Here is a 13,046-nt window from a genome sequence, read left to right as displayed (position 1 = left end):
GTACCCCCCCCCCCCCCCCCCCCCCCCCCCCCCCCCCCCCCCCCCCCCCCCCCCCGCCGCCCCCCCCCCCCCCCCCCCCCCCCCCCCCCCCCGCGCGCCCCCCCCCCGCCCCCCGCCCCCCCCCCCCCCCACGGCCGGAGGCATCGGGACGTCCGGCCTCAGCCCGAAATGGTCTTCCGGACGCGGTGGGCGGCGGTGACCATGTTGCGCAGGGACGCCTCGGTCTCGGGGTAGCCGCGGGTCTTCAGGCCGCAGTCGGGATTGACCCAGAGCCTGGCGGGCTCGACGGCCTGCAGCGCGCGGCGCAGGTTCGCCTCGATCTCCTCGACGGCCGGGACGCGCGGAGAGTGGATGTCGTAGACGCCGGGTCCGATGCCGTTGGCGTAGCCGGCGGCGCGCAGGTCGGCGACCAGTTCCATGTGCGAGCGGGCGGCCTCGACGCTGGTGACGTCGGCGTCCAGATCACCGATCGCGTCGATGATCTCGCCGAACTCGGAGTAGCACATGTGGGTGTGGACCTGGGTGGTGTCGGCGGCCCCTGAGGTGGCCAGCCGGAACGCGGCGACGGCCCAGCGGAGGTAGGCGGCGCGGTCGGCCCGGCGCAGGGGCAGCAGTTCCCGCAGCGCGGGTTCGTCGACCTGGACGATCCGGATGGCGGCCGCCTCCAGATCGGCGATCTCGTCGCGCAGCGCGAGGGCGACCTGGCGGGCGGTGTCGGCGAGCGGCTGGTCGTCGCGGACGAACGACCAGGCGAGCATGGTGACCGGGCCGGTCAGCATGCCCTTGACCGGCTTGCCCGTCAGCGACTGCGCGTAGGCGGCCCATGCGACGGTCATCGGCCGGGGACGGGCGACGTCGCCGTGCAGGATCGGCGGCCGCACGTACCGGGAGCCGTAGGACTGCACCCATCCGTGCTCGGTGGCGGCGTAGCCGTCGAGCCGCTCGGCGAAGTACTGGACCATGTCGTTGCGTTCGGGTTCGCCGTGGACGAGCACGTCGAGCCCGAGGTCCTCCTGCAGCGCGATGACCCGGGCGATCTCGTCCCGCATCGCCGCTTCGTAGGCGTCGTCGGTGATACGGCCCGCCCGGTGGTCGGCGCGGACCTTGCGGATGGCGGAGGTCTGCGGGAAGGAGCCGATCGTGGTCGTCGCCAGCTCGGGCAGCTTCAGCGCGTCCCGCTGGGCGGCGAACCGGGTGGCGCGGTCACCGCGGCGAGCGTCGGCGAGCGTGGCCACGCGGGCCCGGACGCCGTCGTCGACGTCCGGCGAAGGAGCCTGCGCCCGAGCGTCGGCGGGAGGCTTCTCCAGGCGCAGCGCCTCGCCGAGTGCGACGACCTCGGCGACCTTCTGCCGCGCGAACGCCAGCCGTTCCCGCACCGCCGGATCGAGGCCGGTCTCGGCGTCCAGGTCGATCGGGACGTGCTGCAGTGAGCAGGAGGTGCTCACGATCACCTGGTCGGCCAGGCCCAGCAGCACCGCGTAGGCGGCCTTGGCGCGGTGCGGTTCGGCGCGCCAGACGTTGCGGCCGTCCACCACGCCCGCGACGACGGTCTTGCGCGGCAGCCCGCCGATCGAGGCGAGCACGTCCACGTTGCGCGGCCCGGCGACGAGGTCGAGGCCGACGGCCTCCACACGGGTGCCGCCGAGGATGCGCAGCGCGTCGGCGCCGACCGTGCCGAAGTAGGTGGCGACGAGCAGGCGCGGCCTGGCCGGCAGCCCGCCCAGCCGCGCGTAGGCGCGTTCGAGCGCGGCGAGTTCCTCGTCGGTCCGGTCACCGACCAGGACGGGCTCGTCCAACTGCACCCAATCGGTGCCGGCCCCGGCCAGCCTCTCCAGCAGCTCCGCGTACACGTCCACCAGCCCGTCGAGCAGGTCGAGCGGACGGAACCCCGCGGGCGCCCCCGGAGCGGATTTGGCGAGCAGCAGGTACGTGAGGGGGCCGACGAGCACCGGCCGCGTCTCGATGCCCAGCGCCTTGGCCTGCCGATACTCCGCCAGCGGTTTGGCGTCGGCGCCCTCGGCCAGCCGGAACCGGGTGTCCGGACCGAGTTCGGGGACGATGTAGTGGTAGTTGGTGTCGAACCACTTGGTCATCTCCAGCGCTGGGACGTCCTGGACGCCGCGCGCCATGGCGAAGTACCGGTCCAGCCCGTCCAGGTGCCGGTAGCGGTCGGGTACCGCGTCGACCAGCACGCTGGTGTCGAGCACCTGGTCGTAGTAGGAGAACGTGTTGGACGGGACCATGTCCAGGCCCGCGTCGTGCAGTTCCCTCCACACGGAGCCGCGCAGGTCCGCGACGGCCACCTCCAGGGCGGAGGCGTCGATGCGTCCGGCCCAGTAGCCCTCGGTGGCGGACTTCAGTTCACGGTTCGCCCCGATACGGGGATATCCGAGGATCGTGGTTCTCATGGCGGCTTCCCTCGCTGTGCCACAGGCGGCGCTGCGGAAGGGGACGGACCCACGCCGTGCATGCGTGTGCGCCGGCCGCCGACCCTCCCACGAGGCCGCAGACCACCGCGCGCCGGCCGGCGCGCGGGCGGAGGCAGGTCTTCGGACTCGCGGACGTCGCTCCTACCGGAGTAGGGCGTCCTACTGGCCGTCGCTTCCCAGACCGTGGGCCCAGTGCCTATGACGGCGGTCGTTCCCGCTCACCGCTGCGGGGCAGTCCCGGATTCTCACCGGGTTCCCTCTTACGACACCCGCACCACCAGGGCGCGGGTGAACCATCCGCACAACGAGTCTAGCCCTGCACACCGGCCGACGGCCAATGTGGTCTGCGGACCAGACCCCCTGCCTCTTCAACGAAGATGGCGAGTGCCTGCTTTGCCCGCTCGCCGCTGTGTTTCACTTCCTCTTTGGTGGCTGCTTCGTGAATCTCCTCGGTGGCGACGAAAGCCTGCTCCGCCAATTGGAACAGCCCAGTACTGTCGGACAGAAGTTGAACGCGGAACAATTCCTGCTGGGCTGTTGCGCGTGCGCGATAGGATTCTTCGCGAGCGTCGTGATGGGCAGTGGAATCAGGTGCGTCCAAACTTCTGTGGGCACGGTCGTACTCGGCGCGGCGATAGTCGACGAGCGCGCCGGCGAAGCTGCTGAACGCGGTGAGTTGTTCCTCCCATAGCTGCCGCTCCCGTGTGAGGCGCTCGGAACGGGTGGAGTTCCATCGCTGAGTCATGGCAGAGACCAGCACGCCTAGCAGTGTGCCCACCACGGCGACGACGCTTCCCCAGATCGCGTTCATGCCATCATTTGATCACATGCGGTCGCCGTTCGGGATGGACACCAGTTCAGACGAGGCGAAAGGCGAGGAGTGCGTTGCCGTGTGCGGCGGCGAGGATGGAGCCGCTGGTGCTGAATTCCCATTGCTTGGTAGAGACGGGGGTTGTTGTGGGGTAGTTCCAGATGATTTCGCCGGTCTTGGCGTCCCACGCATAGAGCCCCGAGTCCGTGGTGCCTGCCACGCCGGTGCAGATCAGCCCGCCGGCGGCGATCAGTGGGACGGTCTTGGACGCGGGGGTGTTGACGGACCAGAGACGCTTGCCGGTGCGGGCATCGAGGGCGACAAGATGCGGGCTGTCCAAGATGTAGGCGCATCTTCCGTCGAGTAGGAAGGCGTGGCCGCCCGGTGAGGTCGGCGTGTAGGTCCACCGTTGTCGGCCGGTGGCCGCGTCCAGGGCGTAGATGGTCGGCCCGTTCAGGTAGACCAGCCCATTGGCCACGGTCGCGTTGAGGGAGAGCGCGTCCTTGTTGTCCGGGGCCCTTGCGGCGTTGGGAAGGTCGGCGCTCCAGGCCTTCTGGCCGGTGTCGACCGACAACGCGTCGAGAGTGGTGTGGGAGGAACTGCTGAAGATCAGGTCACCGTCGCCCGGCACCATGAGCATCGTCTCGCGCGGCTTGGACCATCGGACGGCGCCCGTGGTGATGTTGAGCGCGTGGTACCGGTTCTCGCCTTTCTCCGTGGTCGTCTGGCCAAGGAGGGTGCGCCCCTGGATGCCGATGAGAATGATGGACGACGCCTGCGGCCACTGGCGGATCCAGAGGCGGCGGCCGGTGGTGGGGTCCAGGCCGGTGATCGTTCGATCCCCGCTGAGAGCCAGCAGCCTGTCGGCCGACACCATGAGTTCGGGGAATCGGTATTTCGCCGGTGCGTTGTAGGTCCACTTGACCGTCTGGGACTCGTCCATGGCGACCATGCGGGAGCCGGCCATCGTGTAGATGAGCGTTGGGCCGATGAGCGTCTGGTCGCCTCGGGTCCAGATCTGCCGTCCGGTGGCCAGCGAGTAGCAGCGGACCTCGTCCTCGAAGACCCTGTCGGCGGACGAGATGATGGAGCGGGAAAGGACGTCGAGGGTGACGTCGTCCTCGCCGTCGATCGCGGTTCGCCACAGCAACTTCGGCGGGGAGAGACGATGCCCCTTCCCGTTCTGGGTCGTGGCCAGCGCCGCGGCGGTTCCGCCGCCGATGACGGCCAGTCCAGCGGCGGCGGCCCCGCCGATCAGCAGCCGTCGCCGTGTGTGGGCCCTGGCGAGCGTCCGCAGGTCCAGGACGAGGGTGTCCTCTCGCTGCCGCAGCTCCTCGCCCATGTCGTCGGGGAGCCAGCCGGCCGTGGCCGGTTGGGCGGCCAGCAGCGCCGGCAGCAGCTTCGCGGGCGGACGCCGGTCGGGGTCCCGGCTGAGGCAGGCGGTCACCAGCTGTGCAAGGGAGGCCGGTACGCCGCGCAGGTCGGGTTCTTCGTGCAGGGTCCGATGGATGATCGTGGGGACCGCGCCCTTGCCGAACGGCGGGCGGCCGGTGGCGGCGAAGGCCAGCACGGCGCCGTAGGCGAACACGTCGGCGGCCGATGTGAGCCGTGTTCCGCGGATCTGCTCGGGGGACATGTAGCCGGGGGAGCCGATGAACTGGCCCTCCGCGGTGAGCGTGGCGGTGTCGGCGGCCTTGCTGATGCCGAAATCGATGACCTTGGGGCCGTCCTTGGCGAGCAGGATGTTGGCCGGTTTGAGGTCGCGGTGCAGCAGGCCCGCCTCGTGGATCGCGATCAGGGCCTCGCCCAATCCGGCGCCCAGGGTGCGCAGCAGTGGCTCGGGCATCGGCCCGTACCGTTCGATCGTCTCCTTCAGGCTGAGGCCGTTGACGTACGCGATCGCCAGCCACGGGACGGTGCCGTCGGGTTCGGCGTCGACGACCGGGCTGGTGAACGCGCCGCTGACTTTCTGGGCGGCCTCGACCTCACCTCGGAACCGGGCGCGGAAATCACCGTCTCCGGCAAGCTCGGGCCGCACGACCTTGATGGCCACCGCCCGTCCCGCCGGGGACGCGCCCAGGTAGACCACCCCCATGCCGCCCTCGCCCAGGCGCCGCAGCAGGCGGTACCGCCCGATGCGATCGGGATCGCCGGGCTCCAGCGCCGCCGCCGTCACCGCGTCACCTGGAAGCGGTAGAGCCGCTTGTGGTCGGTCGCGAAGACCGACGAACCGGACACCGCGACTTCCCAACCGCGCTGTGTCTCCGACGGCCCCCAGTGCGACCACAGTGCGCGACCGTCGGTCCCGGCGACCAAGATGCCCTTGGACGGGCCTGACGGGTCGCTGAAGGCGGTCGCGATGAGGTCGCCGGTCGCGGCGATGTGTCCCGGGTCGTTGTTGAACGGTTCCGGACCGACCAGCGTCCATCGGGCGTCGCCGGTCGCCTGGTCGTAGGCGTGGAGGACCTCTTCCTTGAAGATCGCGTTAGCGCCTGCGGGAATGACGGTGTCGAATTGCACGTCGGTATCTCGCGACCACACGGGCCTTCCGGTGGCGGTGTCGACCGCTTGGACGGTGTCGCCGAAATTGCCGAACAACCGTCCACCGGCGACCGCGATGTCCAGGCTTGACCCGTCCCGGGTGCCGCCGCTCCTTGGCCAGGTGCGGACCCAGCGCTTGCGGCCGGTGACGGCGTCGAGCGCGGTGAGGGAGGGGGCAGTGCTGAGGTAAAGGCTGGTCTGGTCGACGGCTCCGGAGAACGACCCGTCAGTGGAGAGATCCCACCGGATCTTGCCGTTGGCCAGGTCGAGCGCCCATACGTCCGTCCGCGAACGCACGAGCATCGTGTCGCCGACCACGCCGATGACGGAAGAGGGGACGACGCCGGCGGGCGTGGGGAGGTTCGTGGTCCTGCCGGTCGGGGCGTCGATCAAAGTGATCAACTGGTCCTCGACGTCGCCGACCACGCCGCCGAGGACGACGAACGTCGATCCGCGGGCGACGTCGTCCGAATACACGGTGTTGGCCTTGTCCTTCGTCCACAGCTGCCGCCCCGAGCCGGCATCCACCCCGTACATCTCCTGTTCGCCGCCCCACAGCACGACGCCGCCCGCCATCAGCACCATCGACGTCCCGCTGACGGGCCGAGGCGGGGTGAACGTCCACGCGGGCGGCGGCGCCGTGGCGAGGGCGGTCGCGCGGGGAGCGGGCTTGGCGGGCCCGGAGCCTCCGCGGGTCGTCGCCCAGCCCGCCGCGCCCGCGCCGATGCCGGCCACGGCGACGGCGGCGGCCAGTCCCAGGAACCGGCGCCGTCCGGCCTTGCCCGCCTCCGTGTCATCGACCCGCGGTGTCGGCGGGGGCGCCGTGACCGGCTCCGACGCCACCCTGGTCGCCTCGGCCTCCCTTGCCGCCACCTCGCGGCGCAGCGCGGGTGAGTTCAACGCCCGGGGATCGGCGGGGGTCAGCGCGGCGAGCACGGGCTCCAGCGTGGGACGTCCGGCCGGCTCCTTGGCCAGGCAGGCGGCGAGCAAGTCCCGCAGTGACGCGGGGACGCCGTCGAGGCACGGCTCTTCGTACATGACCTCGTAGAGCACCGTGGCCGGGTCCTGCTCGCCGAACGGTTTGGCGCCCGTGGCCGCGTAGACCAGCACACCCGCCAGCGAGAACACGTCCGCCGCGGGCCCGGCGTCCTTGCCTTCGGCGATCTGCTCGGGAGCCATGTAGGCCAGCGTGCCGATCATGGCGCCCGTGCCGGTGAGCTGCGTCGCGTCCGCGACCTTGGCGATCCCGAAGTCGATGATCTTCGGGCCGTCCTCGGCCAGCAGGACGTTGCCGGGCTTGAGGTCGCGGTGCACCAGGCCGACGCCGTGGATCGCCTGCAGCGCTTCCGCCAGTTCCGCGCCCAGCGTCCGGACGGCGGACTCCGGCAGCGTTCCGACGCTCGCGACGGCCTCGCCCAGCGTGGGCGCGGGGACGTAGCCGGCGGCGAACCAGGGCTGCGGCGCGTCGGCGTCGGAGTCCAGGACCGGGGCCGTGTAGAGCCCGCTCACCTTGCTCGCCGCGGCGATCTCGCGGCGAAACCGCTCCCGGAAGGCCGAGCCTTCGGCGAACTCCCGCCGGATGAGCTTGAGCGCGGCCAGCCGGGCGCCCGGCGACCGGGCGAGGTAGACGACCCCCATCCCGCCCGCACCGAGCCGGGCGAGGATCTGGTACGGGCCGACCCATGCGGGATCCCCCGGCTGCAGCGGCCGCACACCCACCTCCACTTCAAATGAACACGTATATCTATTCAAGCAGGGGACGCACACGACTCGGCGCGGCTCAACTCCAGTTCGCTCAACTCCGAAAGGGGCGCAGCCCACCCGGTTCGGTGAAGTTCGTGAAGCCAGTCATGATCTTGCCCGGTGCGAAGAAGCACCGCGACGCCAGGCCACGCCCCATCGCCGCCGGGCGATGGCCCGGCGGCTCCTCGGGTCGGTCTCTTTGAGGTGTTACGGGAGTTGTAGCGGGAAGGCCGCCGCTCGGGCGTAGAGCTTGTAGAGCTTGAACGGCTCTGCGAAGGGCAGCCCGCAGGCGTTGTTGAGCATGCTCGTCGCGTTCTTGTTGGTCAGCGTCGTGCCGCGCGCCCCCGGATGGTCGATCTGGCCGCCCATGAACACCGCCATCTTGGCCAGCATGTGGTCCCGCTGCTCGGTCGTCATCTCCTGCCAGGAATGGCAGGTCATCGCGGCGAGCATCGCGTCGTCGAGTTCGCGCGTCTCGGGGTGCGGGTGGTCGCCGACCGGTGCCGTTCGGTACGCGGCCGGGGCGGTGGCCTTGGGCGTGGTGAACCAGGGGCATGGGCCGCCGGGCTTCAGGTTCGCCATGCACGTGAGCAGTTCGAGTTCGTTGCCCAGGTTGCCGAACCCGAAGCTGAGGAAGGGCGCCTTGCCGTTCAGGCAGTCCGGCAGGTTACGGGGCGAGGTGGTGACGGTGCCGTTGGAATACCAGCAGTTGCCCGTATTGCCGGGGAAGGCGTCCCACCAGAAGTCCAGGCCGTTGCCCGTCATCTGGTTGCCGTGGAACTGGTTGCGGTGCGAGGTCGACAGCTTCAGCGGGTCGCAGCCCGTCATGGGCTGGTCGGCGCAGACGAACGCGTCCGGGACGGCGAAGAGCATCGCCCCGCGCCGCCAGTTGTCACGGAACTTGTTGTTCCGGACGACGTTGTCGTCACCCCCGGCGATCCACATCCCGGTCCCCACCGGGACCGGCACGGTCGGCACCACGTCGCTGTCCGCCAGGTACGGGTTGAAGTTGTTGGAGAAGAAGTCGTTGTTCTCGACAAGGTCGCCCTGCTGCGGGAAACCGGGATGCCCGGCGGCGGTGAACACGTCGGTGGTGAAGCCGAGGGCGTTGTCGTAGAAGTTGTTGTGGTGCACCCAGGTGGCGCTGCCGTCGGTGCCGGAGTAGCCGCTGGTGTTGTGGTGCGAGTCGCAGTAGCGGATCTCCTGGCTGTAGCGCGCGGTCGGATAGACGCGCTCGTCGCGTCCGGCCCCGGTCTTCGCACCCGACCCGGGATACAGGCCGGAGTCGCCGTTGCCGGCCGCCTCGCAGTTCTGGATCACGCCGTGGTCCTCGACGAAGGTGAGCACGCCGTACTCGCCCGCGTAGAAGGTCTTGAAGCTGTCCAGCAGGTACCCGTTGCTCTCCAGCACGTAGATGTCGTGCTCGTTGGCATGCCGGACGGTCATGTTCCGCAGCACGAAGCCGTCGGCGCGGTCGGCGCGGATGCCCACGTCCTTCACCGAGTTGCGCGGGCCGCTGTTGCCGGACGACGGGTCACCGGCGTCCACGACCACGTCGTCGGCGCTCACGCCCGAACCTTCGAGCTGGAGGTTGCAGCGGACGCAGGCGCCCCGGTTGGGGATGCCGTGCCGGTCGACGAGCGGCGGGTCGGGGTCCTGGCCGGCGCCGGGGGCCCGGCCGAGCACGGCGATCAGGTTGGCGTCGTTCTGGCAGGTGTACTCGCCGAGGTAGGAGTACGCGCCCGTGCTCAGCTTGTACTGGTCGCACGCGGGATCGTGGGTCGGCTTCTGGCGCGCCGTGGGCTCGGTGTAGACGCCCGGCAGCACCACGACCCGGTCGTTGTTCCGCGAATCGGTCACCGCGGGCTGGATCTCGCTGTACTGGCACCGGTCGAACAACGCCTGATTGATCCGCTTCAGTTCCCGCGCCTGGGTGGTGCTGAGCGTCCGGTGGTCGTGCGGGCGGACGTTGTAGCCCGACTTCAGCGCCCGTTTGATCGAGGCGTCCAGCCGTTCCAGCGAATCAGGCCGGCACACCACACGGGTCGTGCTCCCCGGGGCGGTCTCGACGGCCGACGCGAGACTCCGCGGTGTCGGCACCGTCCCGCCCGCGCACGGGCTGACGGAGCAGTCGGGACCGGGAGACGGCCAGTACGACGGCCGCTCGATGTGCGCCTGCGCCGCCTGCAGCAGGCTGAGGACCAGCACGGCGGCGGCCGCAAGGGGCAGCCATAACCTCCGGAGAATCCGCGGGGCCATTCGGTACTCCCTCGCTCAGCGCTTCGCTTCAGTCCCAAACGCTTGCTCGGTACTCATGGAACCACGATCACCGAATCCGAGGAAGTCTCACAACCAGACCTGGTCACGGTGAAAGACCGGGGTCCGGCGCGCGGGCGGTGGTCTCACCAGTCCCGGGTGGCGATCAACTCCTCGATGTCGGCCCCGTCGAAGCCGTAGGCGGTGGCCACGAACCAGAACTCCTCGCCGATCACATCGCGGGCGACCGTCTCGATCTCGCTGCCGGCCTCGTCGAACTCCGCCTGCAGGGCGTTGAACTCCTCGGTCGCGGCGTGCGTCAGCGAGTAGAGCGCCGCCAGATCGGCGGGCCGGTCGGTCTCGATCCGCCCGCAGAGAGCCAGCAAGATCGCTTTGCCCTTGTCCACGAGGTGATCGGGGAAGTACCCGTCGTCGTACATCCCGGTGAGGAACTCGTGGTCGAGCACCTTCTGGTTCGTCACCAGCGCCATGATCGCCCTCTCGCCTGACATGTCGGTCTCCGGCACATACTTCACTGCGCCACTGACAACGCCGCTCCATGGTCCGGCGGGCAATGTGGAATTGCTCTCCGTACCTACCGTACGCGCTGGTAGCTTCGCTGATCGAAGATATGTAGGACCATTAACCTTTTTGCTGGAGATGATTATGACCCCCGCACGGCGGACGTGACAGTGGACGCGCCTCGGGTGAGAATCGTGCTAACTGAGATGAAGGCCATGGCCGGCGGGGACGGTGCGGGGGCCGGTTCGGCGAGTGCCTCGGCGAACCTGTCGTGGCGATGGCGGCACGGTGAGTCCCAGTGGAAGGTGTGCCCAGAGTGTCTGCGGTCTATCGACTCCCGAGACCAGCTGCCGGATCCGTTACCTGGAACGATCTATTGATCGCACAGTGTGACGGTTCGGCTCCCCGGCGATGCGGGGATCGCCCGGCGGTCGTGTTCCGTCCCACTGCGGACGAAGGAATGAGTGTTCGGGGGATGAGGGCGGCTTGAAGGCTGCCGGGTGAGCCGTGCCGGGTCTCCCACTCGCCGCACGGTTCATCGGCCGACGTTCACCGAATGCATGGCGCCGCTTTGCGAGCGGTTGCCGCTCTGTGCGGATTTTCCCGGTCATTATTCATGCCCAGCCCGTCCGAAAGGAGAGACATGGTGAACCGGGCCGGCGATACCGATCAGATGAGGACCGTCCTCCGCCGGAGGAGGGCGCCGTCGGCGCGACGTGGTGCCGTTTCCGCCGAGCAGCGTCGCGGCGAGGTGCTCACGACGGCGGTGGGCCTGCAGATACCGGCCGAGCTGGCCTTCGAGGACTGGGAGCACGCCGGCCGCCAGCTCTCCGGAATCGTGAACTCGTCGGCCTGGTGGCTCGGCGACTGGCTCGTATACGGCAAGGAGCACTACCACGACCGGTACGAGCACGGGATCCTCGCGGCGGGGCTGCAATATCAGACGTTACGCAATTACGCCTGGGTCGCGCGGCGGTTCGAGTTCTGCCGCCGGCGCCCCGCGCTGAGCTTCCAGCATCACGCCGAGGTCGCGTCGCTGCCGGTCGAGGAGCAGGACAGGTGGCTCGACCGCGCCGAGAAGGCGAAATGGACCACCAAGCAGCTGCGGGAGGGCATTCGGCTCGCCCGCCCGGGCGAGAGCCGGGAGGGCGCGAGAGCCGAGGACACGCGGCGGCTCGCGGTGCCCGGCAGCCACCTGCGGCGCTGGCACATGGCCGCGGAGCAGTCGGGCACGGACCTGCAGCAATGGGTGCTGACCACGCTGGACAGCGCGGCCGCGCGGGCGCTGGAAGGATGAGGGCCCACTGAGATGGTCTCGCGGCCGGAGCGCGGGAGCCACCGTGCCCGCCGGACCCGCCCCTTGTCCCGCCGGCAGGACACGGAAGCCCCCCGGAATACCGGAAATGACTTCCGCCGGGGCTGGTCCGGCCATTCTCTCCCTTCTTAGTATCTGGAGTGCCGGTCAGATGGCGGGATTCGGATGCGTGGTCCCGTCGTCCGATGATTCGGACGCAGAATGGAGGGAATTCGCGTGGACATCTCTGGAGACCCCGGCAGTGGCGCGGAGTTCGTCGACGTCGAGCTCGTGGGCGGCCCGTCCGGCGCGCCCACCCGGGTGGCCGTGCCCGCGTCGGCGGTGGCCGACGGAAAGCTGAAGGTCCAGCGCAGTGGTGGATATGACCACTATGAGTGCGCGCAGTCGGGTGACCGCGGGCAGGTGCCCGTCTTCACCTGGTCCACCCGTACGAAGATCGCCGAATAGTCTTCCCCATCGATCGTTCCGCCGGCCTCCAGGCGGCGAGAGCCCTGTGCGCCGCCGACGGGCCCCGGAGGCCGGCGCGGACGCCCGGACGGGGTCAGGCGACCCTCCTCGCCCTCGCCTTGAAACCGCCGAAGAAGCGCACGCGGACGCTGCCCTCCATGAAATCGCCGTCGAACGTCCCGGTGAACCTGAGCGCGCTCGGCACCGGCCGGAGAAGCCTGATCTTGAGGCTGAACCGGTCACCGTCAACGACGCCGTGGACGACCTTTCCCGCGAACGTTTCCGTGTCGTCGGCGAGGCGTCCGACCACGGAATTCCCATCGCTTTCTAGATACAGCTTTACTTGCAGCTCCCTGACGAGCGGTGTGTCGATGGTCAACTGCCACGTCCCATCAATGCGCATAGTATCTCGGGTCTATCCGATCGGCTCGATCAAGGCAATCGGAGATCACATCGGTGCACTTTTCCTTGCCGCACTGAAAAGCTCGACCGGCGGCTTCACCGCCATCGGGAGACCAATGGCCGCGCCTTCGGGCTCCGCCGCGGTGAAAGAGCGCGCATCGATCTGCGGCCCGATGCCGTGGGCTGAGACTGGTGGGAATCGTTGGCTTCGCAACGGCCTCGCCCGGTGAGCCCTGGAGGACGCCCCCAAGACCGAGCGGTCACCGTCCGCGGCCCGGCTCTCAACCCGCGCCACAACCAGAGACGACCCTCGCGCGACGGGCCGGCGTTCGTGGCCGGGCCTTACGGAGTGAAGGGCGGCCGTAACATGCATGACACATCAATAATTTGTCATGAACGGACAATGGCCACTACGGGTACGAACCGTTAGTCGCCATGTCGACAGGACGTCAAAGCGGTCAGTAGGCCACTTTCGGTCAAGTCGCATCCCGGGCGCGGCGGTGGTTCGTTCGCCGAGGTAGGACCGCGCGAATACGTCAGCGTAATTGCCTTGTGACCCTGAGAAGTGCCGTTCCTCATG

At 69.4% G+C, this 13,046-nt stretch carries 9 protein-coding genes and 1 riboswitch; of the genes, 2 read left to right on the top strand and 7 right to left on the bottom strand.

Annotation, left to right across the window (positions count from 1 at the left end; translation table 11 throughout):
- Positions 1-158: 158 nt before the first annotated feature.
- From metE to ACGFI1_RS23825, 6 genes are all read right to left on the bottom strand, one after another.
- Positions 159-2,408, bottom strand: a complete 2,250-nt coding sequence (metE, locus tag ACGFI1_RS23850; RefSeq protein ID WP_392787949.1) for a 5-methyltetrahydropteroyltriglutamate--homocysteine S-methyltransferase — start codon at positions 2,406-2,408, stop codon at positions 159-161.
- A 116-nt stretch (positions 2,409-2,524) separates the two neighbouring features.
- Positions 2,525-2,742, bottom strand: a riboswitch (cobalamin riboswitch).
- Positions 2,740-3,240, bottom strand: a complete 501-nt coding sequence (locus tag ACGFI1_RS23845; RefSeq protein ID WP_386873303.1) for a hypothetical protein — start codon at positions 3,238-3,240, stop codon at positions 2,740-2,742. Its footprint overlaps the riboswitch before it by 3 nt.
- A gap of 46 nt (positions 3,241-3,286) precedes the next feature.
- Positions 3,287-5,416, bottom strand: a complete 2,130-nt coding sequence (locus ACGFI1_RS23840; protein WP_392787947.1) for a serine/threonine-protein kinase — start codon at positions 5,414-5,416, stop codon at positions 3,287-3,289.
- Entirely contained in the window at positions 5,413-7,494 is a 2,082-nt protein-coding gene (locus tag ACGFI1_RS23835; RefSeq protein ID WP_392787945.1) for a protein kinase domain-containing protein, read from the bottom strand. Before ACGFI1_RS23835 ends, ACGFI1_RS23840 begins: the two co-directional genes overlap by 4 nt.
- A 237-nt stretch (positions 7,495-7,731) precedes the next feature.
- A complete protein-coding gene (locus tag ACGFI1_RS23830) occupies positions 7,732-9,783 on the bottom strand; it encodes a right-handed parallel beta-helix repeat-containing protein (RefSeq protein WP_392787942.1) in 2,052 nt (683 codons plus the stop codon).
- A 143-nt stretch (positions 9,784-9,926) separates the two neighbouring features.
- On the bottom strand, positions 9,927-10,292 hold the full coding sequence (locus ACGFI1_RS23825) for a DUF5713 family protein (protein ID WP_386873310.1): 366 nt from the start codon (positions 10,290-10,292) through the stop codon (positions 9,927-9,929).
- Between the two features lie 683 nt (positions 10,293-10,975).
- Between ACGFI1_RS23825 and ACGFI1_RS23820 the strand changes: the two genes are divergently transcribed.
- Together ACGFI1_RS23820 and ACGFI1_RS23815 are read left to right on the top strand one after the other, a co-directional pair.
- Entirely contained in the window at positions 10,976-11,599 is a 624-nt protein-coding gene (locus ACGFI1_RS23820; RefSeq protein WP_392787940.1) for an LmbU family transcriptional regulator, read from the top strand.
- A 234-nt stretch (positions 11,600-11,833) separates the two neighbouring features.
- A complete protein-coding gene (locus ACGFI1_RS23815) occupies positions 11,834-12,064 on the top strand; it encodes a DUF5988 family protein (RefSeq protein ID WP_392787938.1) in 231 nt (76 codons plus the stop codon).
- Between the two features lie 94 nt (positions 12,065-12,158).
- Here the strand turns inward: ACGFI1_RS23815 and ACGFI1_RS23810 are convergent, their stop codons facing one another.
- Complete coding sequence (locus ACGFI1_RS23810) at positions 12,159-12,443, bottom strand: hypothetical protein (RefSeq protein WP_392787935.1); 285 nt, start codon at positions 12,441-12,443, stop codon at positions 12,159-12,161.
- Positions 12,444-13,046: the final 603 nt, after the last annotated feature.

The organism is Actinomadura geliboluensis (genome assembly GCF_043197915.1).
Taxonomy (GTDB): domain Bacteria; phylum Actinomycetota; class Actinomycetes; order Streptosporangiales; family Streptosporangiaceae; genus Spirillospora; species Spirillospora geliboluensis.
Note: the sequence above shows the minus strand (reverse complement) of the source record. Positions and strands in the feature narration are given on the sequence as shown.

Excerpts from the sequence above, each read along its gene's own strand:
- metE (WP_392787949.1), bottom strand. The coding sequence starts at position 2,408 with ATGAGAACCACGATCCTCGGATATCCCCGTATCGGGGCGAACCGTGAA.
- ACGFI1_RS23845 (WP_386873303.1), bottom strand. The coding sequence starts at position 3,240 with ATGAACGCGATCTGGGGAAGCGTCGTCGCCGTGGTGGGCACACTGCTA.
- ACGFI1_RS23830 (WP_392787942.1), bottom strand. The coding sequence starts at position 9,783 with ATGGCCCCGCGGATTCTCCGGAGGTTATGGCTGCCCCTTGCGGCCGCC.
- ACGFI1_RS23825 (WP_386873310.1), bottom strand. The coding sequence starts at position 10,292 with ATGTCAGGCGAGAGGGCGATCATGGCGCTGGTGACGAACCAGAAGGTG.
- ACGFI1_RS23820 (WP_392787940.1), top strand. The coding sequence starts at position 10,976 with ATGAGGACCGTCCTCCGCCGGAGGAGGGCGCCGTCGGCGCGACGTGGT.